The following is a 22,238-nucleotide window of genomic DNA, read 5'->3' as shown; positions in this document are numbered from 1 at the left end:
AGTGTTATGTGTTTTTAATTTCTCTTACAACTACTCTCGAACCTTCAACTTCTGTTACTTTGACTTTCACATCTCTTTGAATAAATGTTCCATCAGATACTGCATCGATACGTTCATCGTTCAGTGAAATAATACCGGCAGGACGTAATTCAGTTAAAGTGACAGCAGTTTGTCCTACTAAATTAGAGCGGTCATCATGTGAAGTGTAGCCAGCTTCAGATGTAGTGGAATCCCTTAATATTACTTTTTCAAACAACGAAATCTTCTTATTGTATCCTTTCACTAAAATCACCCATTCTATAATAGTCAGAATCAAAGCAATAACTACGTTGATCAGCATCCATAAAATATTATCACCGAGCATAATAATACTGATTGTAATCAGAATTATCCCGATGATTCCTATAATGGCACCCACAACGAAAAATTCTATTATAAGCAGTATAACACCTATAATGAATAAACCAATGGATATTAGTGAAACTTCACCTTGGATTAAATAACCTAGAAATAGAATTAATAAAGCGATGGACGCAATAATCCCCATAAAATTGATGCGTTTAGAATAGAGTTGATAAAGAAAACCTAAAAAGATAATACAAGTCAAAATTAATGATATTAACGGACTTGTGATGACATCGCTGATTTGATGTAATAAGGGATCAGAATTAGTCTGAAATACTGAAATATTATGTAGGATTTCAGCTTGATGTGACATAGATTCACCTCGCTCTCAGTTTTATTATACATGATTGCTTTAGGTAATTATAGGAATATTGATACATTTTAATACTCAAAAAAATAGATAAGATTATTTTTATTAAATAAAAGAAAAAACCCCAAGTTTTACAATAAGTAAAACTTGGAGTCTATAAACTGCTTAATATAATAATTAATTGTTTGTTGAGGGAGTCAACAGACTTAATAATTATTTGAATTTACGTTTACGTGCAGCTTCTGATTTCTTTTTACGTTTAACACTTGGTTTTTCGTAAAATTCACGTTTACGTACTTCTTGAATTGTACCGCTTTTAGAAACTGAGCGTTTGAAACGGCGTAATGCATCTTCAAGTGATTCGTTTTTACGGACTACTGTTTTAGACATCTGTATTTCCCTCCCTCCAAATAACAACGGAACTTTAAAATTCATTCACATGGTTGAGTGTAAACCATGCAATCATAATTATAATATAACTGATTGTTGCGGTCAATTAGAATAATTAATTTTTTGTACATTATACGATAGCTGAGAATTCACTGCTGTTTGTAGCATGATCAATTACGCGTGTAACATAGCCTTTATTGAAAGGATAGCCGACTTCAGTAATTTTAACTCTCACCAATTCGCCGATTAATGATTCATCGCCTTCAAATTGCACTTTCATATAGTTATCTGCATAACCTACTAATGTACCAGGTTCGTCACCTGTTTCTTCAGGGATGACTTCAAGTACTTTTTGATCAAAGTGAGATGCATATTCTTTTGCTAATTGATTACTTAATTCAATCAATTTATGGACACGTTCGTTTTTAACACTTTCATCAATTTGCCCATCCATTCTAGCTGCAGGTGTACCTGTACGAGCAGAATATGGGAATACGTGAAGTTCAGAGAAATGATGATCAAGAATAAAGTCGTAAGTTTCTTGGAACTCTTCTTCTGTTTCGCCTGGGAATCCAACAATCACATCACTTGTTACTGCTAAACCAGGCAATGCTTCATGTAATTTCATCAAACGTTCAGAGAAATGCGCCATTGAGTATTTACGTCTCATTCTTTTTAGAACTGAATCTGAACCTGATTGCAATGGTACGTGCAAGTGACGTACAACTTTGTTTGAATTTGAAATAACATCAATGACTTCATCTGTTAATTGACTTGCTTCAATTGATGAAATTCTGATTCTTTCTAGTCCATCTACTGCTTCAAGGTCACGCAGTAATTGAGCTAAATTATAATCTTTCAAGTCTTGACCATATCCGCCGGTATGAATACCTGTTAATACAATCTCTTTATAACCAGAGTTGACTAATGTAGTTGCTTGTTCTACTACTTTCTCCGGATCTCTTGAACGCATTAAACCTCGCGCCCATGGAATAATACAGAATGTACAGAAGTTGTTGCAGCCTTCTTGGATTTTAAGTGAAGCACGTGTTCTGTCTGTAAAGTAAGGCACTTCCAACTCTTCATATTTACGGTTTTTCATAATGTTGCCGACACCGTTAATCGGTTGACGTTCTGCTTTAAATTCTTCGATATAACCAAGTAATTTCGTACGGTCTTGTGTTCCAACGACAACATCTACACCTGGAATATCCATAATTTCCGCAGATGAAGTTTGTGCATAACAACCTGTTACGCATACGACTGCATCTGGATTTTTTCTAATTGCTCTTCTAATAACTTGTCTGCTTTTTTTATCACCTGTATTTGTGACTGTACATGTATTTATAACAAAGACATCGGCATTTGTATCGAATTCAACACGATCATAGCCGGCATCTTTAAATAATTGCCAAATTGCTTCAGTTTCATAATGGTTTACTTTACAACCTAAAGTATGAAAAGCTACTGTTGACATTTATTTTCACCCCATTAATTCTTTTTCATAACTAATTGCACTAAGCGCATACAATGGAGCTGTTTCTGCTCTTAAAATCCGATGACCTAAGCCCACTATGTATCCATTGTTTTTGAACAACTCAACTTCCTCAGGACTTAAACCGCCTTCTGGTCCAAAAATAATTAATACACGATCTCCTTTGCCAAATTGCTTCAGAGCACGTTTGAATTCACTCATTTCGCCTTCTTTGGCAACGTCTTCGTAAGCGACTAGTACATAATCATATTTATCTATATTAACATAAACTCCCTTTAAATTCGATACAAATTCTATTGTAGGGATAACAAGACGATAACTTTGTTCTGCTGCTTCTTTAACAATTTTGTTCCAACGCACCATTTTCTTATCTACTTTGCTTTGGTTTAATTTCACAACTGAGCGGTCCATTTGTACAGCGATAAAATGAGAGGCACCAAGCTCTGTAGATTTTTGAAGCAGCCATTCATATTTATCTGCCTTTATCAATCCGCTGCAAATAGTAACTTCAACCGGCAATTCAGTATCATTCGATTGTGCTTCTTCCAATTCAACTTCAATTTCTGTGTCATCGATTGAAGTAATGACGCATGTATAAACTTTTAAATTTTCGAAAGTAATTATGATTTTGTCGCCGATTTGATGACGCATAACATTTGTTATATGGTGTATATCTTCTTTATCAGTAATAAAAAAACGCTGATCTTCATCAGCGTTTTGATTTAAAAAATATCTTTGCATATTAATTGCTCGCTTTCTCGCCAACGATACAAACCCAACCGTTGTCGTGATTAATAGAAATGATATTAAAACCTGTACGCTTCATATGATTGATAATTTCATCGCTTTTCTCTTCGATGATACCAGATGTGATAAATAAACCATCATCATTTAAAGTATTATAAGCGTCATCTATCATTTCTTCAATAATATGCGCTAATATATTTGCGATAACAACATCATAGTGATGTGTTTCACCTTGTAATAAATTGCCTGTTGCTGTTTCAATTTGATCTACACAGCCATTTTTTTCAAAGTTTTCTTTTGCCACTTTGATAGCGAGTTCATCTAAATCCAAAGCTTTTATCTTTTTAACACCAAGCAGAGAGCAAGCAATGCTTAAAATACCAGAGCCTGTGCCTACATCTATCACTGAATGATCAGGTGTCACATATTTTTCTATCGCTTTTAAACACATGCTTGTCGTTGGATGATCTCCTGTCCCGAAAGCCATGCCTGGATCTAATTCTATCAACAGCTCATCAGAATCTGTTTTATCGTATTGTTCCCAACTTGGAACAATTGTAAATCTATCAGAGGCTTTGAAAGGATGGAAATAATTCTTCCATTCATTAGCCCAATCTTGTTCTTGAATTGTTTTTTCATCAAAACTGAAGATATTTTTATCTAAATTATCCAAATTGTTCAATTCATTTAAAATATCTTGTTTTAATTGCTCTGAGTAATCCAATTCATTAAAGTATGCTTTTATTCTAACGCCGCTAGTCGGATAGTCTTCTGGGTTCAACTCATAAATCTCTCCGAATTTATCCGCTAAATTACCTTTCAAGTCATTAGAATCTTCTATAGCAACGCCATTTGACCCAAAGTTTTCTAGTATATTGGACGCAGCATCTTGGACTTCATGATTCACAACAATTGAAATTTCCATCCAGTTCATCGCATTTAATCTCCTTTAAAGAATCTGCGTGCGCGTTCTTTGAAGTTTGATGGTTGTTCTTCAATTTCTTCACCGCTGATTTCCGCAAATTCTCTCATTAATGATTTTTGTTTTTCGTTTAATTTCGTTGGAGTTACAACGTTGATATTAACGAATAAATCACCATGTCCATAACCGTGAACATTTTTAACACCTTTGTCTTTCATGCGGAATTGCTTACCATCTTGTGTACCTTCCGGCACAGTAAGCATAACATGACCATTAAGTGTAGGTACTTTGATTTCATCACCAAGTGCTGCTTGAGGGAAGCTGATTTTCAAGTTGTAGAAGATGTCATCGCCTTCACGAATGAATTTATCAGAAGGTTGAACTCTGAATACAACATATAAATCACCTTGAGGTCCCCCATTATGACCCGGTGCACCTTCGCCTGCTAAACGGATTTGCTGATCATTGTCTACACCTTCAGGTACTTTGACTTTAAGTTTAACATTTTTAGTTTCAGTACCTTTACCGTGACATGTAGGACATGGCTCTTCAATTTCTTCACCTGTACCATTACATACTGGACAAACTTTTTCTGTACGTACACGGCCTAATATTGTATTTTGTTCAACTGATACATGTCCTGCACCATTACAGTAATGACAAGTTTTCTTTTTAGAACCTGGTTTTGCACCTGATCCGCCGCAAGTTTCACATTTTACTTCTTTTCTGATTGAAATTTCTTTTTCAGTACCGAAAACTGCTTCTTCGAAAGAAATTGTCATTGTATATTGTAAATCATCGCCTTTACGGGGTGCGTTAGGATCTCTTTGAGCACCTCCGCCGCCGAAGAATGAACTGAAAATATCTTCGAAACCGCCGCCGAATCCGCTGAAGTCTTGTCCGCCGAAGCCTTGGCTGCCGAATCCGCCTTGCGGTCCATCATGGCCGAACTGATCATAGTTTGCACGTTTGTTCTCATCACTTAAGACTTCATATGCTTCAGTGACCTCTTTGAACTTGTCTTCTGCGCCTTCTTCTTTATTAATATCTGGATGATATTTTTTGGATAATTTACGGTAGGCTTTTTTGATTTCGTCTTTTGACGCATCTTTGCTGACACCTAAGACTTCATAGTAGTCTCTTTTTGCCACTGTAATCTCTCCTATCTTTTCTGCTAGTATAGATTTTATTTACCTTTTAAAGTATAGTTCGTTAAATAATAAAAAGTCAAAGCCAATGTACAATTGACTTTGACTTAAATTTTAATTCAAGAAGCCGCCTTCTTCTATTATTTAGTTATAGCAGCTTTCAAACATATACGATTTCAAATATTATTTGTTATCGTCTTTTTTATCATCATCTTTAACTTCAGTGAAGTCAGCGTCTTCAACATCGCTGTTGTTGCCGCCTTGATCACCTTGTTGTTGTTGCTGAGCTTCTTGAGCTTGTTGGTAAACTTTCATTGATAAATCTTGAACTACTTTTTCAAGGTCTTCTTTTTTAGATTTAATATCATCTAAATCTTCACCTTCAAGCGCTTTTTTCAAGTCTTCTTTTTTGTCTTCAGCTTGTTTTTTGTCGTCTTCAGAAATGTTGTCGCCTAAGTCTTTCAATGTTTTTTCAACTTGGAAGACTAAGCTGTCAGCTTCGTTGCGTAAGTCACTTTCTTCACGACGTTTTTTGTCAGCTTCAGCATTTTGTTCAGCATCTTTTACCATTTGATCGATTTCATCGTCAGATAATGAAGAGCTTGATTCGATTGTGATATTTTGTTCTTTATTAGTACCTAAGTCTTTAGCTGTTACATTAACGATACCGTTTTTATCAATGTCGAATGTAACTTCGATTTGAGGTACACCGCGTGGAGCTGGTGGAATATCAGTTAATGAGAAGCGTCCTAATGTTTTGTTGTCTGAAGCCATTGGACGTTCACCTTGTAATACGTGAATGTCTACAGCTGGTTGGTTATCTGCAGCAGTTGAATAAACTTGAGATTTAGATGTTGGGATTGTTGTATTACGTTCAATAAGTGTATTCATACGGCCGCCCATGATTTCGATACCTAATGATAATGGTGTAACGTCTAATAATACTACGTCTTTAACGTCACCTGAGATAACGCCGCCTTGGATTGCTGCACCCATAGCAACTACTTCGTCAGGGTTAACACTTTTGTTTGGTTCTTTGCCGATTTCTTTTTTAACAGCTTCTTGAACTGCAGGAATACGAGTAGAACCACCAACTAAGATAACTTCATCGATATCTTTGCTTGTTAAACCAGCATCGCTTAATGCTTGGCGAGTCGGTTCCATTGTACGACGTACTAAATCATCAGAAAGTTCTTCGAATTTAGAACGTGTAAGTGTGATTTCTAAGTGTAATGGACCGCTTTCTCCAGCAGAAATGAATGGTAATGAGATTTGAGTTTGAGACACACCTGATAAGTCTTTTTTAGCTTTTTCAGCAGCATCTTTCAAACGTTGCAATGCCATTTTATCTTGAGATAAGTCGATACCGTTTTCTTTTTTGAATTCTTCTACTAAATAATCAATGATTACTTGGTCAAAGTCGTCACCGCCGAGTTTGTTGTCGCCAGCAGTAGAAAGAACTTCGAATACGCCGTCGCCTAATTCAAGGATAGATACGTCAAAAGTACCGCCGCCAAGGTCGAATACTAAGACTTTTTCATCTTGTTCAGTTTTATCTAAACCATAAGCTAATGCAGCTGCTGTTGGTTCGTTGATAATACGTTCAACTTCTAAACCAGCAATTTTACCAGCATCTTTAGTTGCTTGACGTTCAGCGTCGTTGAAATATGCAGGTACTGTGATAACTGCTTTATCAACTTTGTCGCCTAAATAGCTTTCAGCAGTGCTTTTTAGGTTTTGAAGAATCATTGCTGAAATTTCTTGTGGTGTATATGATTTTCCATCAACGTCTACTTTGTGGTCAGTACCCATTTCACGTTTGATAGATTGAATTGTGTTAGGGTTTGTAATTGCTTGTCGTTTAGCAACTTCACCTACTTGCGTTTCACCATTTTTAAATGCAACAACTGATGGAGTTGTACGTGCACCTTCTGGATTTTGAATAACTTTTGGTTCGTCGCCTTCTAAAACAGACACGCAAGAATTTGTTGTACCTAAGTCAATACCGATAATTTTACCCATAACTAATAATTCCTCCTAATTACATTTGTTGTTTTATTTAATCAGTTATTTTTATTGGTTTACTTTTACCATTGAAGGGCGTAATACACGATCCTTCAATTTATAACCAGTTTGAAGCTCTTGTGTAACAGCGCCTGATTCGTATGAATCATCATTATCTTGCATTACAGCTTGATGGAAGTTTGGATCGAATTGTTCGCCAAGTGCTTGAATTTTTTCAAGACCATTTTCTTCCAATGCGCGTAATAAGCTTTCATAAACCATTTGTACCCCTTTTTGAAGAGATTTAAATGATTCATCGTCGCCTTCGATTTGCAATGCACGTTCGATGTTATCGATCGTCGGCAAGATATCTGTTAAAACACTTTGAGATTGGTAAGTTTTTAAAGTTTGATTTTCATTTTGAATACGTCTTTTGTAGTTTTCAAACTCAGCATATAGACGTAAATATTTTTCTTCTTGTTCATTTAACTCATCTTTAAGTTGTTGGATTTCATTCTCTTGTTGATTCTCTTCTGAATCATTTTGAACGTCTTCATTATTCTCTGTTGTTTGAGTCTGTTCTTCAGTATTTGAATCTACTGCTGTTTCTTCATTTTCAGCAACTTCTTCATTGTTTACTGATTGATCTTTTTCTGCCATTTTCCGTCCTCCAATACGTTTCAACACTATATTTTGTATAGTAATTGAATTACATTTTGATAACGCATAGCGGTTGGTCCAATAACAGCTATGTGCCCTTTAAGATGCTCATCAATATGATAATCACTCATCACAATGGAAATATCTTCTAATCCATTATCAATTTCTTGACCGATTTTAACATCGATACCAGAGTGATTACCTTCTTCGAACAGTTTCAATATCTTATTGGACTCTAAATATTGAAGAATTTGTTGTATTGAATTCACATTCTGTTCATTTAATGTATCAATTAAATTAGATTTTCCGCCAAGGTAAATGTCGTTTTGACTATCATTTACTCTTTGGTAAAGCAAATCTGTTAATTGATGAACCGTTGAGATATCATTGGATTGTTCAAATGTTTTATCTTCAAAGCCTTTGTTATTATAAATTTCTTTGATGTAGTTGGCAATTTGGATTAAACGCGATTTAGAAATTTTCTCATCTATGGCCAATTGAATGTGCTCTACATCACCTGTTTCGAACACAATTACCATAATAACCAAATTTGCGGTCGCATTAAACAAATGAACATCGCTGATTAAATCTTTTGATTGATTCGGTTTCATTACCAACGTAGTATACTGGGTAAATAATGACAATTCATTTGCATAAACACTTAATGCAGCAGATAAATTGAAATTATATTCCATTAATAATTTGTTTAAACGCTGGTTGTGCGATTCTTTAAGAGGAGAAGTATTTTCCAACAGCTGGTCTACGTAATATCTAAAACCTTTCATTGACGGCGACCTGCCAGATGAAGCATGAGACTTCTCTACTAAACCAATTGATTCCAATTGTTTCATTTCATTTCTGATAGTAGCAGGACTGACATTTACGTTGTGCCGCTCTATAATCGTTTTAGATCCAACAGGTAAACCATAATCTACATAATCTTCAACAATGGCATTTAAAATGCTCAATTGTCTATCTGTAATCATGTTTCCACCTCATTAGCACTCTCTTCTTCCAAGTGCTAATTATAATTTATCAAATTGGTCAAAGTAAGTCAATGTTAAAGCATTGGACTGCAAAAAAAGTTAATCAATCAGGAATGCTTCGAAGACTTCATTGCCGATTACTTTCCCTCTGTCGGTTAAAGCAACATGATTCTCATCATTAATAATCAGTTCTTTTTTGCTTAAATCTGTTAATGCTTTCTCATAAACTTGATTGATATCAGTTTGGAATTTTTCTTTGAAAACTGTTTTATCTACGCCTTGATTCATACGTAAACCTAAAAACATTTGCTCTTCCATTTGTTCATTACGCGTTGGTGTTGTCTGATGAAGTATTGGGCGTTCATTATTTTGTATTTTCTTAATGTAGTGATTGACTGGATTAACGTTCGAAAATCTAACCCCATTTACGTAACCGCTAGCGCCTGCACCAAAGCCGTAATACCCTTCGTTTTTCCAATATACTTTATTATGTTCAGATTCATGGCCGATCTGACTGAAGTTTGAAATTTCATATTGATGCATTGAAGATTGATTAATTTTACTCAGAAGCAATTGATACATTTCTTCTCCTAAGTCTTCACTAGGTAATTTTAATTTTCCTTTACGATATAGGTTATAAAATTGAGTCTTAGGTTCCAAAATTAAACCATAGCTTGAAATGTGATTGATATCCATGGACAGCGCAATATCCAAGCTTTTTTCAAACTGCTCTATCGTTTGACCTGGCAAATGATACATTAAATCTAAACTGATTGAATCAATGTTGTATTGATTTGCCAAATCCACAGCATTATAAATATCGTTTGTTTGATGTGTACGTCCAAGTACTTTTAATAAATCTTGATCAAACGTTTGTACCCCCATCGATATTCTATTGACACCATAATCCTTTAATAATTTGATTTTTGAAGGTGTAAGTTCATCAGGGTTCGCTTCAAACGTATATTCATTTGAGATATTAAAATGTGTATTGATGGCTTGCAGCAATCTTTCTAATTGTTCATTACTTAATGCTGTAGGTGTACCGCCTCCGACAAACATCGTTTTCAAATTTCTATTATCGGCAGTTTTAAATTCTTCAATCAAGCAGTCTAAATATTCATCGACAGGTTGATTATGAATGAAATATTTATTGAAATCACAGTAAGTACAAATTCTGACACAAAAAGGGATATGAATATATGCACTTTCTACTTTCATGGTTTCGCCTCTCTTTTAGGAATGAAATTCAAAATAAAAAGCTGGGACGTTCGAGTGTCCCAACCTTTATTAATCTTCATCCATTTTTAGTACAGCTAAGAATGCATCCTGAGGAATTTCTACGTTACCTACAGCTTTCATTTTAGCTTTACCTGCTTTTTGTTTTTCTAATAATTTACGTTTACGACTGATATCCCCGCCGTAACATTTCGCAAGTACGTTTTTACCCATTGATTTAATGTTTGTACGTGCAATAATTTTATGCCCTACTGCTGCTTGAACAGGCACTTCGAATTGTTGACGCGGAATTAAAGTTTTTAATCTTTCAACTAAAGCTTTACCGCGTTCATACGCGAAGTCTTTGTGAACGATAAAGCTTAATGCGTCCACTTTATCTCCGTTAAGCAAGATATCCATCTTAACAAGATTACTTTCTTTATAACCAATCAATTCGTAATCAAATGATGCATAACCTTTAGTGTTTGATTTTAATTGGTCGAAGAAGTCGAATACAACTTCTGATAATGGAATATCATAAATAATATTTACTCGAATATCATCTAAGTAATCCATATTGATAAATTGACCGCGTTTACGTTGGCAGAGTTCCATTACAGCACCGACATAATCACTAGGTACCATCATAGTTGCTTTAACGTATGGTTCGTAAATTTTTTCAATTTGATCACGCTCAGGCATTTGAGCAGGGTTATCAACAATTTTTTTGTCTCCATTTTTCAAGACACATTCATAAATAACAGATGGTGCCGTAGCAATAAGCTCAATACCGAATTCTCTTTCGATACGCTCTTGGATAATTTCCATGTGCAGCATACCTAAGAAACCTGTACGGAACCCGAATCCTAATGCTTGAGATGTTTCAGGTTCGAATTCTAAAGAAGCATCGTTTAATTGAAGTTTCTCTAATGCTTCTCTTAGGTCGTTATAATTTTTATTATCAATCGGGAAAAGTCCGCAGAATACCATCGGATTCATTTTCTTATAACCTTTTAAAGGTTCTGCAGCTGGTCTCTCAGCATGTGTAATAGTATCCCCCACACGTGAGTCGTCTACATTTTTAATGCTGGCGATAATGTAACCAACATCTCCGACAGTTAATTCTTCAACCGGCAATTGTTTCGGTGTATTGATACCTACTTCTGTAACTTCGAATTCTTTGCCTGTAGCCATCATTTTAATTTTATCACCGGCTTTTACAACACCGTCGATAATACGGATAGATGAAATGACACCGCGATATGCATCGTATTCAGAGTCGAAAATCAATGCTTTTAATGGAGCTTCAGGATCACCTTGCGGAGGCGGAACAACTTCAACAATTTTTTCTAAGATATCTTCAATACCGATGTTGGATTTAGCACTTGCTAAAACTACTTCATCTTGGTCTAAACCAATGACATCTTCTAATTCTTGTTTAACTCTTTCTGGTTCTGCAGCCGGCAAATCGATTTTGTTTACGACAGGAAGCAATTCTAAGTCGTTATCTAATGCAAGATACACGTTAGCTAAAGTTTGTGCTTCAATACCTTGAGCAGCATCTACTACTAATATTGCCCCTTCACAAGCTGCTAGAGAACGTGATACCTCATAAGTAAAGTCGACGTGTCCTGGTGTATCGATAAGATGGAAAATATAACTGTTGCCGTCGTTTGCTTCATATTTCAATCGAACTGCGTTTAATTTAATCGTAATACCGCGTTCTCTTTCCAAATCCATTGAGTCTAATAATTGCGCATGCATCTCTCTTGTTTCTACACTTTTTGTATTTTCTAAAATTCTATCAGCCAAAGTTGACTTCCCATGGTCAATGTGGGCAATGATAGAAAAGTTTCTAATATTTTCTTGTCGGTTTAACCGTTCTTGATTATTCATTCTATCTACTCGCTTTCATAATATTCAATAGAGCATTATGTATGATATTCTTTGATATAATAACGTGTTTGCCCCATAATTGCAACTAATGGCAATTTATTGTACATTTATTGTCAGACTCTATTTTACTGTAAATCTGCGCTTGTTAAAAGCCTCTTTAAAAATAAATGATTGCAGTTTAATAGTACATTTGATAAAATATTTCTTGTTGTAATCAAATATTTATTTGATGAGCATAGATCACTATAGGAGGTGACATTCGATGCCAAATATTAAATCTGCTATTAAACGTGTTAAAACAACTAACAAAGCTGAAGCACAAAATATTTCTCAAAAAAATGCTATGCGTACTGCAGTTAAACGTGCGAAAACAGCTATCGCTGAAAACGCTGATAACAAAGAAGAATTAGTACGTATCGCTGTGAAAAAAGTTGATAAAGCAGCACAAGCTAACTTAATCCACTCAAATAAAGCTGACCGCGTAAAATCACAATTGATGGTTGCAGCTAAATAATGAAAAAGTTCAAGCTCTTGGCTTGAACTTTTTTTATATGGACAAAATAAAAAGTTCCAATATCAATTGTTTATCCATATAAGAAGATTTAAGTTTGTAGTCAGTTTCAGCACATGCATTCATGATTTGCATTAAATGTCTTAAATCATATTGTCTTGATGCTCTTAAAGCTAATTTAACTCTGAATGGATGTACACTGACTGTTTTAGCAATCTGTTGTTGAGAATACCCTTTTTTCGCTAAAATTTTACATTGGTAGTACAATCTGAAATTACTTGCTATTAATGCCAATAACTTGATTGGCTCTTCTTTCATGGTGATTAAATCATTCACCAAATTTACAGCTTCTGGTTTCTTACCTTGTTGAATATAATCAGTTAATAGAAATACATTTTGTTCCAAACTTCTATTTACAATCGTTTCAACATCCTGCTTTGTAATTGTAGGTCGATCCCCTAAATATAAAATGATTTTATCCAACTCTTGCTTTACCAAGTTGAAATTAATACCTGTTAAATCAATAAAAAGGTTTAACGCATCTTGCTTAATGTCTTTATATTGTTCATTCAAAGATGTTTTAATCCAATTCTTCAATTCTTCTTCAGACATTTGCTCTATTTTAATCAGCTTTGAATGCTTTTTTAAAGTTTTCACAAGCTTCTTACGCTCGTCTAATTTTTGGTTATATACTTCAAATATTACAAGTGAGGGTCCATCGAACTTTTCAATAAATTCTTGCAGCTGCTCTAGATTGTGCGTAACATCTTTACTGCCCTTTTCACCAGTAAATACATAAGCATTTTTAATCACAACTGCTTTTTCATCTGAGAAAAAAGGTAAAGTCATTGCTTCTTCAATACATACACTGATTTCTGTTTCGTTTAAATTAAAACTTGCAAAGTTAAAGTCATCTTTATCTGTTTGCAAATATTGTTGTGTAAGCTCATTTGTCTTTTTATCAATTAGCTCAGGTACTTCACCGTAAATTGTAATAATATTATTTTCCACAACTGGCACCTCTCAAAATTAGCATACTTTAGTATTATAGCATTTGTATTAATATGACACCATTCCTATTGATTTTGCGTGATGACTTCTATATTGTGATCTAAATTAAAAGTCACTTCACCATTTTTTTGAGTGTCGTAAATCATTGAACGGACGTCTTTTAAACGTTTTAATATATTTTTATTCGGTAGTTTATACACATTGTTTTTGCCGCTGGAAATTATACTGTAAGTCGGATGAACTGTATTGATGTACGTAACACTGTTACTCGTTTGGCTGCCATGATGGCCCACCTTTAAAATATCAATTTTAGGTAATTTGTATTTTTGCAGTAACAGATTTTCGTTTTTAGCAGTAGCATCTCCTGTCGTTAAAATGTTATATTTTTTGGTTTGAATTAATGCAATGATTGAATGATCATTTAAGTCTTTGCTTTGCGTTAAGGCAGTATCATAAAATGTGATTTTATTTTCACCTAAACGTAAAGATTTTATTGTATTAACGTCTATTAATTGCGCCTTGTTTTGATGACATAATCCATGAAGCTGCATTAAAGAAGAAACAGGAAAACTTTTAAAGTTAACAATCAAATTTTTAACGTGCACGTGAGTCATTACATAATGAAGCTCTCCAATATGATCTGCGTGCGGATGTGTCACTATGACATAATCAAGTGACGAGATTCCCCTTTTTCTTAATGTAGGCAAAATATGAAACTTGCTGATGGAATGAGAATCATTTGAATTATTCGAGTTAAAATCAAACAATTGATTTTCATTTTGCGCTTTACCTCCTGTGTCGATTAAAATACGTTGTCTATGTCGAGTTTCAAATAAAAATGCATCGCCTTGTCCCACATTCAGTGCAGTAAATCTAGTGTGTGGGATAGATGCAATGTACGTGAGAATAACACTTCCAACCACAAATAAAATCAAAGCTGCTTTAATCTTAGAATTGGTTGTTAACACCAGCAAGACAATCAACCAAACGAGTGTCATTATAATGAGAAAACCATTCATCTCACCTATGAACCAGCGAAATCGCACTAAGTACTTGAACAAAGGAATAAGTAACTGATCATGAATGGCATATAATTTAACTATCATCAAATTAAGTAACGTATTCGACGGGAGCCACTGATAATAAAAATAAGTAAAAATAGCAAGCGGAAATAAAATAAACGAATAAAAAGGAATAAATATAAAGTTGGAAACAAATCCAATCCATTGAATTTGGTTGAAATGATAAGCGCTAATCAAAAAAGAACCGAATTGTGCAATCAATGTCATGATAAACATGGTAAATAAAGTGGATTTATTTTTAAGTGCTGGTGAGGATAATAATATAAAGCATGTAATTAAAAATGAAAATTGAAAGCCGATATCTAATACAATATCAGGGTTAACGATGCATAGAAATAAAAATACAGTACATAAGATATCAATTAGAGAATGGTAAAACTTTTTTGGAAGTATCATCACTAAGCTCATACATAAAATGGCTCGTAATGCACTTGGCGCAAAATCAGTATAGTAAGCAAATAACAATAATACTGTAATAATAATAAACTTGATAAAGATAAGAGAAATAGAGAGTCTATTAAATACAAAATAGAAAATTGACGCAATGACAACAACATGAGAGCTGCTTACTGCGAGCAAATGATAAATACCAAGTTCCTTATCAGTTTCTAATTCACTTGGACTAATATAACTTACATCACCTGTAATCATCGCAAATGTATTTTGCCAATGCGGAGAATAGAGTTTGAGACGATCAAGAGAATAAAACTTATGTTGTGCTATTAATGATTCCAAAGAATGGGATTTTACCGGCTTACATGATGCATAGTCTAATTTCTTTACGATTAAAGATATTGCATCATTAAAGTCCGGATCAACTTTAAATTGGCCTTCTATATAGCAGTCTAGATTAGCAGTCATCCCCTTTAATTTGTTTATTTCCGCAGGATTTTTGGGAAAGTAAGTCAATTTTACGGGAAAATCTCGAATTTTAACATTTGATTCTGCATATTTTTCCTTCTTTATTTGCAAATGTTGAAGGACTAAATGCCCTTTAAAAGGTTTTGAAGTCTTAAACCACATTAAATTTTGGGATTTATTTGAAATATGGCTAGAAAAAATCGTATAACTTATTATGGGTTGACATAATATAACTATAGTTAATAATATTGGAAGCTTTCTTTTTGTAATTATGAATAATAATAAGCCAGCAAGCATGTAAGCAAGCGGCTTATTATAAATCAATAAGATGCCGTCTAAAAATGCAAGTGCAATATATATCAAATATCTATCACTTCTTAGTTAAAAATTCTGCAACTTGATCAGCATCAAATGGTATCTTTTTATATTCAATTCCTGATTGTTTAAGCAGTTGAATTGCGTAATCATGGTTGTGATAATCTTTGGCGTAGTAAATTTGTTTAATACCAGCTTGAATAATGGATTTAGTGCAATTCAAGCAAGGGAAATGTGTTACATAGATTGTTGCCCCTTCTGTAGAAACCCCTTGTTTCGCACATTGCAATAAGGCATTCATTTCTGCATGAATTGTTCTGATACAATGACCATCTTCCATTAAGCAGCCTTCATCAATACAGTGTACTTCGCCTGCTACAGAGCCGTTATAACCTCCTGCAATGATTCTATTATCTTTTACAATTGTTGCACCGACAGAGAGTCTAGTGCACGTAGAACGAAGTGAAAGCAAATGACTTTGCGCCATAAAGTACTCTTCCCATTTTATTCTGTCCACGTTTTGCACCTCCATTGTTATATAACAATACTATTTTATTACAAAAAGGCATTTTAATAAATCATTATCTCTAAACTGTGAAATAATCCTTTAGCTTTTCAAATGATTTTTCACCTATGCCTTTAACGTTTTTTAATTGGTCTACACTATTAAATGAACCTTTTGATTCTCTGTACTCTATGATTGCTTTTGCCTTAGATGGCCCTAATCCGTTAACAGTAGTCAATTCGCTTTCTTTAGCACTATTCAAGTTAACCTTAGCCTGAGGACTCCCAGATTGCTTGGACGAAGCCGCAGCGTTTGTGCTTGTTGTATCTGAGACTGTTTGTCCTTTTTCTGGTACGACAATCATTTTTTGGTCGGTAAGCTTTTCCGAAAGATTTATCAGGGTCAAATCAGCTTTGGAGGTTATTTTTGCTTTATCCAGTACATCTTTAACTCTTTGGTTATCTTTCATCTCGTAAATGTTAGGATGCTCTACCGCTCCTTTGACATCCACTACAATATTTTTAACTTTTCCACCATTCGTTTTAATAGGTTCAGAGGTTTCTTTTCCTTTTTCAAAAGTACTATTGGTGCCTTTTTGATACTCATGCGCAGGTTTATCAGCAGCTTTGGCTTCTATTGGTGCAGGTTCTTCATTAGGATGGATAAATAAGAAGATACCCACCAGCAGCAACATTCCAATTACTGCTAACCAGGTGTATTGCTTATATTGCTCATAATAATGTTTTAATTGGTCAAACATAAAAAATTCACTCCTTTGTATAACAAACGTTTCAAGGAGTGAATTTACTTTATTTTTTTACAATGAAGAATAAACGATCGCTTTGTTCATCTTGATTCTCAACATCAAAATCATAGAAGGTTGAAATCGACTTAAAGCCGGCATTTTCCAACATATCAATATAGTCCTCACGCAGATACGTTCTTTGATAATGTTCTTCATCAAAACGATGATAGCTGCCATCATTTTGAAGCTCAAAGAATGTCATATAATGCCAAACACTATAGGGTTCCTCGCCTTTAACAGCGTCCCATCCTAAGAAGATATGTTCTGTCTCGTCAATATAACTATGATTTGCAAATAAGGTCTCCATTTTGTATGTGGAATGCACATCAAAGATGAAAGTTCCATCGTCATTCAAATGCTCGTATACATGATTAAAAGTTGCTGCAACTTGATCTTTTTCAGCAATATAATTCAATGAGTCGCATAAGATTGTAATGACGTCATAAGTTTGACCTAAATCAAAATCAGTCATATCGCCTTCTATCCATCTGATATTCGATGCTTTTTTTGATGCAACAGCTAGCATATCACTGCTTAAATCCATACCAGTAACATGCTTAAAATCTGTTAATAAATGCGTTAAGCTGCCGGTTCCGCAACCGATATCCAAAATAGAATCTCGTTTTGAAGCAGCTTGCTGTATAATAGCTAACCATTGTTCATAAGGTTGATCTTGTGTTAATTCATCATAGTATTGACTAAAACCTTGGTACTGAACCATTTAGTAAGCTTCCTCATAGGTTTTCATCGGTGCATCTCTATAGAGCTTTTCAATGTTGTAATAACTGCGCTCGTCTTTATGGAAGATGTGGACAATAATACCAGATAAATCCAGTAATACCCATCTTGCTTCGCTCAGGCCTTCAAAGACAGTAATATCTACGCCTGCTTTGTCAGCCGCTTCTTTCACCGCTCTCCCAATCGCCTGTACTTGTCTCTCGTTATTACCATGACAAATCACAAAGTAATCTGCCATATCATTGATGCCCTCTAAATTTAGAGAAATCACTTCTTCTGCTTTTTTACTTTCAACAGCTTCTACCGCCAAATCTAAAATTTGTTCTGTTTGCATTTAATCATCCTTTATTCTTTCATCACTGAAATTGTAGTAATTTAAACAATCAATCGTCGCTTTGTACACAGAGATATCATTGCCAATTAAAAATAACACGGTTCTTTTAGAAATTTCATAAATAGTTTTATCTAAGTTGCCCGGCTGTTCAGCCATCTCTCTTATGTCTTCTACACCAGGTATAGTTCTTTTCGGCTCAATATAGTCCGCAATGAAAACAATTTTTTCTGTTTTCGACATTTGCGCACGCCCTGTCGTATGGAAGTGAATCGCATCTAAAACTTCTTGGTCATCGATACCATACTTCTCTTTCATAATAACCGCACAGACTGGGCCATGTAAAATTTCTGAACCATAACTTAATAAATCCTGATCTAAGTTATATTGTCCTACAATCTGGTACATAGAACTTAAATCATCATATTTTGCATAGTCATGCAAAACACCTGCAAGTTCTGCCTTTTCTACATCTCCTTTGTGTATTTGTGCTAAATGCTTAGCAGTTTCTGCTACACGCAAAGAGTGCTTATAACGCTTTTTAGGCAGTTTTTCTTCTACAAGTTTTACCGCTTCATTAATTTTCATATAATCGCTCCTTTCTGATATAGGATTCCACTTCTGCAGGAACCAGCACTTGAATAGATTCACCTTCAGCAACACGTGTTCTGATCATAGACGAGCTGATATCTATTCGAGGAATGTTCACTGCTATCATGTCATTAGAAACATCTTGAACCGCTTTGTCTCTGTTCACAACGACAAACGTTACAATTTGTTTCAATGCATCAATTTTATACCATTTATCTAGTTGATCGTACTGATCAGTACCAATCACAAAATAGAGTTCTGAATCTGGATGTGCCGTTTTTATCGCTTGCAGCGTATCATACGTATAACTTTGGCCTTCTCGTTCTATCTCATCTAAGCAGATTTCTCCAAAGCCTAATTGCGTGATTGCTGCCTTTAACATCGCAATACGGTGTTTTGTATTTAATTCAGTGCGATGTGCTTTTAACGGCGACATATAACTCGGCAAAAAGAGAAAGCGATCAGGTTTCAATTGGTGATAAACTTCGCTTGCTGCAACCATATGCGCAATATGAATCGGATTGAATTGGCCGCCGTATAAGACAATTTTATTTGTCATATTATGGGAGTTCAATCTGTTTGTTTTCTTCAGATTCTTTATACAACACAATCATAGATCCGATTACTTGTACCAATTCACTTTGCGTCGCTTCACTGACTGCTTGTGCTAATTCGCTTTTATCATCCATGTTATTTTGCAAGATATGAATCTTGATAAGTTCTCTATTCTCTAAAATTTCATTCAGCTGCTCAATCATATTATCATTTAATCCCGCTTTTCCGATTTGGAAAGTTGGGTTAACATGATGTGCTTTGCTTCTTAAAAATCTTTTTTGTTTACCTGTCAGCATTTAATTTCTCCTTTTTAATTGTTCAATTACTGTACTTTTCATTACTTCAATATCCGCTTCTGCCCCGCTCCATATTTTGAAACTCTCAGCACCTTGATTCACAAACATATCCAACCCATTATAGATAGAATTGCCTTTTGCTTCGGCTAAAGCAAGTATCGGTGTTTTCTCTGGGATATACACGATATCACTTACTAAAGTATCAGGTGCTAACTGATCTAATGAAATCACAACATCTTGGTTATGATTCATCCCAGCGGGCGTTGTATTAATCACAATATCAAATTGTTCTAAATTTGCTTCTGCTTCTTTGAGTGTATACTGTTCGACCTCTAAATCCCAAGTATCGAAACGTTTCATCGTACGATTGGCAACTGTCAGCGGCTTGTTCGCAATTTCACTCAGTGCCGCTGCTAATCCTTTGCTTGCACCGCCGGCACCAAGCAATAAAATTTTTGCATGCTCTAAATCTGGATACACACGTTTTAAGCCTTTAACATAGCCGATGCCGTCTGTGTTATACCCTGTCCATTTGCCATCTTGTATTTTAACTGTATTAATTGCACCTATCTTAGAAGCATGTGTATCGATTTCATCCAGATAAGGAATAATACTTTCCTTATGCGGAATCGTAATATTAAAGCCGTCCAATTGCTTTTCGCTGATTATTTCTTTAATCAGATGAAAATGCTTGGGCGGAATATTCAATGCTTCATAAGTGTCATCACGCCCTAATGCTTTAAAGTTGGCATTATGCATGATGGGAGATAATGAGTGGTCGATAGGGTGACCGATAACCGCAAATTTCATAATTATCACCTGCTACATGATAGAATTTCTTAGCACTACGTCTACAGACTTCGGTACTCTGACAATGACTTTCGCGCCAGGACCGATAGTAATAAATCCTAAGCCCGCTATCATGACATCTCTTTTCTCTTTACCCGTTTCTAAGCGGACTGCTTTCATATCATTTAAATCAAAGTCATCACGATTGCCTGGAGGTGTTAATAAGTCTCCAAGCTGTGTACGCCATAAATCATTTGCTTTTTCAGTCTTAGTACGATGAATATGCAGCTGATTAGAGAAGTAGCATACTAAAGGACGTTTGCCGCCTGAGACATAATCAATACGTGCAAGTCCTCCAAAGAATAATGTTTGACCTTCATTCAATTGATAAACACGTTGTTTAATTTCTTTATTCGGCATAATCTGTTTTAATTCTTTTTCTGATACATAATGTGTCATTTGATGGTCTTGGATAATACCTGGTGTATCGTACATAAATGACGTATCGTCTAATGGGATATCGATTAAATCCAATGTTGTACCTGGGAACCTTGATGTCGTAACGACATTCTTTTCCCCTACGCTTTGTTCGATTAATTTGTTGATTAAAGTAGATTTGCCGACATTAGTTGTACCGACGATATAGACATCGTCATTGCTGCGATGTTTTTGAATCGCTTCTAACAGGTCATTGATAGCATAGCCTTTTTCAGCTGAAATCAAAACAACCTCTTCTGCTTCTAAACCATATTTGCGTGCTGATTTCTTCAACCATTCTTTAACACGGCGTTTATTGATTTGTTTCGGCAGCAAATCCACTTTGTTAGCAGCTAAGATGACTTTCTTGTTGCCGACAATACGTTTTAATGCATTGATAAATGAACCTTCAAAGTCGAAGACATCCACAACATTAACAACGAGTCCCTTTTTATCTGCTAAATTATTCAGCAAGTCTAAGAAGTCTTCGCTATCCATACCGACATCTTGGATTTCATTATAATTTTTCAATCTGAAACAACGCTGGCAGATTACATCTTCTTTATGCAGATTATGCGCAGGGACATAACCGGGTTTTTTCGGATCGTCAGCTTGAAGTTCAGCGCCGCATCCGATACATTTGCTCGTTTCTGTCAATCAATTTTCCTCCCACTTAATATAGCCTTTTCTTTTATATCTGTTGAGCAGACGTCTTTCGATAATACGATTGAATTTCGTCACAAAGCCGTCTGTTTTCTTAACAGGTACTACCATTACTGTATACATACCGCGGCGGTTGCCTCCGAATACATCCGTCAGCATTTGATCGCCGATGACCACTGTTTCTTCTGGTTTTAACCCCATACGGTCTGCCGCATGTTTAAATGCTTTGCCCATCGGTTTTCTTGCTTCGAAAATGTAATTGACTTTTAACGGTTGGCAGAAGCTTGATACTCTGTTTTGGTGGTTATTAGACACTACTGTGACTTTAATGCCTTTTTCATTAAGCATATTAAACCAATGAATCACAGCAGGTGTCGGATCTGCAACATCCCAACCGACTAAAGTGTTATCTAAATCAGTAATGACACCTTTAATACCGTTATCTGCTAACTTATCAAAATCAATTTCATGTATAGACTGCACATAGGCATTCGGCATAAAGTTTTTACTTAAGATTCCCATACAAC

Annotated in this window: 24 protein-coding genes; 1 reads left to right on the top strand and 23 read right to left on the bottom strand. The window is 35.0% G+C overall.

Annotated elements, in window-relative coordinates; all coding sequences use genetic code 11:
• Window positions 1-4: 4 nt before the first annotated feature.
• The 11 genes from DVJ99_RS04120 to lepA all read right to left on the bottom strand — a co-directional run bounded on the left by DVJ99_RS04120 (window position 5) and on the right by lepA (window position 12,181).
• The gene (locus DVJ99_RS04120; protein ID WP_114603254.1) at window positions 5-718 is read right to left on the bottom strand and encodes an NfeD family protein; all 714 of its coding nucleotides are present in this window, start codon (window positions 716-718) and stop codon (window positions 5-7) included.
• Window positions 719-928: 210 nt separating this feature from the next.
• The gene (gene rpsU, locus DVJ99_RS04115; protein WP_000048060.1) at window positions 929-1,105 is read right to left on the bottom strand and encodes a 30S ribosomal protein S21; all 177 of its coding nucleotides are present in this window, start codon (window positions 1,103-1,105) and stop codon (window positions 929-931) included.
• A gap of 130 nt (window positions 1,106-1,235) precedes the next feature.
• Entirely contained in the window at window positions 1,236-2,582 is a 1,347-nt protein-coding gene (gene mtaB, locus DVJ99_RS04110; protein WP_114603253.1) for a tRNA (N(6)-L-threonylcarbamoyladenosine(37)-C(2))-methylthiotransferase MtaB, read from the bottom strand.
• Window positions 2,583-2,588: 6 nt separating this feature from the next.
• Window positions 2,589-3,341: a 16S rRNA (uracil(1498)-N(3))-methyltransferase gene (locus DVJ99_RS04105; protein WP_114603252.1), complete on the bottom strand. Its 753-nt coding sequence runs from the start codon at window positions 3,339-3,341 to the stop codon at window positions 2,589-2,591.
• 1 nt (window position 3,342) lies between these two features.
• Window positions 3,343-4,281: a 50S ribosomal protein L11 methyltransferase gene (gene prmA / locus DVJ99_RS04100; RefSeq protein ID WP_114603251.1), complete on the bottom strand. Its 939-nt coding sequence runs from the start codon at window positions 4,279-4,281 to the stop codon at window positions 3,343-3,345.
• A gap of 5 nt (window positions 4,282-4,286) precedes the next feature.
• A complete protein-coding gene (gene dnaJ / locus DVJ99_RS04095; protein ID WP_114603250.1) occupies window positions 4,287-5,420 on the bottom strand; it encodes a molecular chaperone DnaJ in 1,134 nt (377 codons plus the stop codon).
• Window positions 5,421-5,600: 180 nt separating this feature from the next.
• The gene (dnaK, locus tag DVJ99_RS04090) at window positions 5,601-7,439 is read right to left on the bottom strand and encodes a molecular chaperone DnaK (protein ID WP_114603249.1); all 1,839 of its coding nucleotides are present in this window, start codon (window positions 7,437-7,439) and stop codon (window positions 5,601-5,603) included.
• 51 nt (window positions 7,440-7,490) lie between these two features.
• The gene (gene grpE / locus DVJ99_RS04085; protein WP_114603248.1) at window positions 7,491-8,081 is read right to left on the bottom strand and encodes a nucleotide exchange factor GrpE; all 591 of its coding nucleotides are present in this window, start codon (window positions 8,079-8,081) and stop codon (window positions 7,491-7,493) included.
• 26 nt (window positions 8,082-8,107) lie between these two features.
• Window positions 8,108-9,067 carry a heat-inducible transcriptional repressor HrcA gene (hrcA, locus tag DVJ99_RS04080; RefSeq protein WP_114603247.1) on the bottom strand — a complete coding sequence of 320 codons (960 nt, stop codon included), beginning with the start codon at window positions 9,065-9,067 and terminating at the stop codon, window positions 8,108-8,110.
• A gap of 99 nt (window positions 9,068-9,166) precedes the next feature.
• On the bottom strand, window positions 9,167-10,288 hold the full coding sequence (gene hemW, locus DVJ99_RS04075) for a radical SAM family heme chaperone HemW (protein WP_114603246.1): 1,122 nt from the start codon (window positions 10,286-10,288) through the stop codon (window positions 9,167-9,169).
• A 69-nt stretch (window positions 10,289-10,357) separates the two neighbouring features.
• Entirely contained in the window at window positions 10,358-12,181 is a 1,824-nt protein-coding gene (gene lepA / locus DVJ99_RS04070) for a translation elongation factor 4 (protein ID WP_114603245.1), read from the bottom strand.
• A 262-nt stretch (window positions 12,182-12,443) separates the two neighbouring features.
• Here lepA and rpsT point away from each other — a divergent pair, with 262 nt between their 5' ends.
• Window positions 12,444-12,695 carry a 30S ribosomal protein S20 gene (gene rpsT, locus DVJ99_RS04065; RefSeq protein WP_105992658.1) on the top strand — a complete coding sequence of 84 codons (252 nt, stop codon included), beginning with the start codon at window positions 12,444-12,446 and terminating at the stop codon, window positions 12,693-12,695.
• A 33-nt stretch (window positions 12,696-12,728) separates the two neighbouring features.
• On the opposite strand, the gene holA is transcribed toward rpsT, so the two are convergent.
• From holA to DVJ99_RS04005, 12 genes are all read right to left on the bottom strand, one after another.
• Window positions 12,729-13,703: a DNA polymerase III subunit delta gene (gene holA / locus DVJ99_RS04060; protein ID WP_114603244.1), complete on the bottom strand. Its 975-nt coding sequence runs from the start codon at window positions 13,701-13,703 to the stop codon at window positions 12,729-12,731.
• Window positions 13,704-13,768: 65 nt separating this feature from the next.
• Window positions 13,769-16,009 carry a DNA internalization-related competence protein ComEC/Rec2 gene (locus tag DVJ99_RS04055; protein WP_114603243.1) on the bottom strand — a complete coding sequence of 747 codons (2,241 nt, stop codon included), beginning with the start codon at window positions 16,007-16,009 and terminating at the stop codon, window positions 13,769-13,771.
• 7 nt (window positions 16,010-16,016) lie between these two features.
• Window positions 16,017-16,478 (bottom strand): ComE operon protein 2, encoded by a 462-nt coding sequence (locus tag DVJ99_RS04050; protein WP_114603242.1) that lies wholly within the window; start codon window positions 16,476-16,478, stop codon window positions 16,017-16,019.
• A gap of 70 nt (window positions 16,479-16,548) precedes the next feature.
• Window positions 16,549-17,226, bottom strand: coding sequence for a helix-hairpin-helix domain-containing protein (locus DVJ99_RS04045; protein ID WP_114603241.1), 678 nt, complete (start codon window positions 17,224-17,226; stop codon window positions 16,549-16,551).
• A gap of 49 nt (window positions 17,227-17,275) precedes the next feature.
• Complete coding sequence (locus DVJ99_RS04040) at window positions 17,276-17,992, bottom strand: class I SAM-dependent DNA methyltransferase (RefSeq protein WP_114603240.1); 717 nt, start codon at window positions 17,990-17,992, stop codon at window positions 17,276-17,278.
• Window positions 17,993-18,343, bottom strand: coding sequence for a ribosome silencing factor (rsfS, locus tag DVJ99_RS04035; RefSeq protein ID WP_114603239.1), 351 nt, complete (start codon window positions 18,341-18,343; stop codon window positions 17,993-17,995).
• Entirely contained in the window at window positions 18,344-18,928 is a 585-nt protein-coding gene (gene yqeK / locus DVJ99_RS04030) for a bis(5'-nucleosyl)-tetraphosphatase (symmetrical) YqeK (protein ID WP_114603238.1), read from the bottom strand.
• Window positions 18,918-19,490: a nicotinate-nucleotide adenylyltransferase gene (locus DVJ99_RS04025; RefSeq protein WP_114603237.1), complete on the bottom strand. Its 573-nt coding sequence runs from the start codon at window positions 19,488-19,490 to the stop codon at window positions 18,918-18,920. The genes yqeK and DVJ99_RS04025 overlap by 11 nt, the downstream gene beginning before the upstream one ends.
• Window position 19,491: 1 nt before the next feature.
• Window positions 19,492-19,782 (bottom strand): ribosome assembly RNA-binding protein YhbY, encoded by a 291-nt coding sequence (yhbY, locus tag DVJ99_RS04020; RefSeq protein ID WP_114603236.1) that lies wholly within the window; start codon window positions 19,780-19,782, stop codon window positions 19,492-19,494.
• The gene (aroE, locus tag DVJ99_RS04015; RefSeq protein WP_114603235.1) at window positions 19,783-20,592 is read right to left on the bottom strand and encodes a shikimate dehydrogenase; all 810 of its coding nucleotides are present in this window, start codon (window positions 20,590-20,592) and stop codon (window positions 19,783-19,785) included.
• 12 nt (window positions 20,593-20,604) lie between these two features.
• Complete coding sequence (gene yqeH / locus DVJ99_RS04010) at window positions 20,605-21,705, bottom strand: ribosome biogenesis GTPase YqeH (RefSeq protein WP_114603234.1); 1,101 nt, start codon at window positions 21,703-21,705, stop codon at window positions 20,605-20,607.
• The gene (locus DVJ99_RS04005) at window positions 21,706-22,233 is read right to left on the bottom strand and encodes a YqeG family HAD IIIA-type phosphatase (protein ID WP_114603233.1); all 528 of its coding nucleotides are present in this window, start codon (window positions 22,231-22,233) and stop codon (window positions 21,706-21,708) included.
• Window positions 22,234-22,238: the final 5 nt, after the last annotated feature.

It is taken from the genome of Staphylococcus sp. EZ-P03 (assembly GCF_003344575.1).
In the GTDB taxonomy this organism is placed as follows: Bacteria; Bacillota; Bacilli; order Staphylococcales; family Staphylococcaceae; genus Staphylococcus; species Staphylococcus simulans_B.
This window is presented reverse-complemented; position numbering and strand designations above follow the sequence as displayed.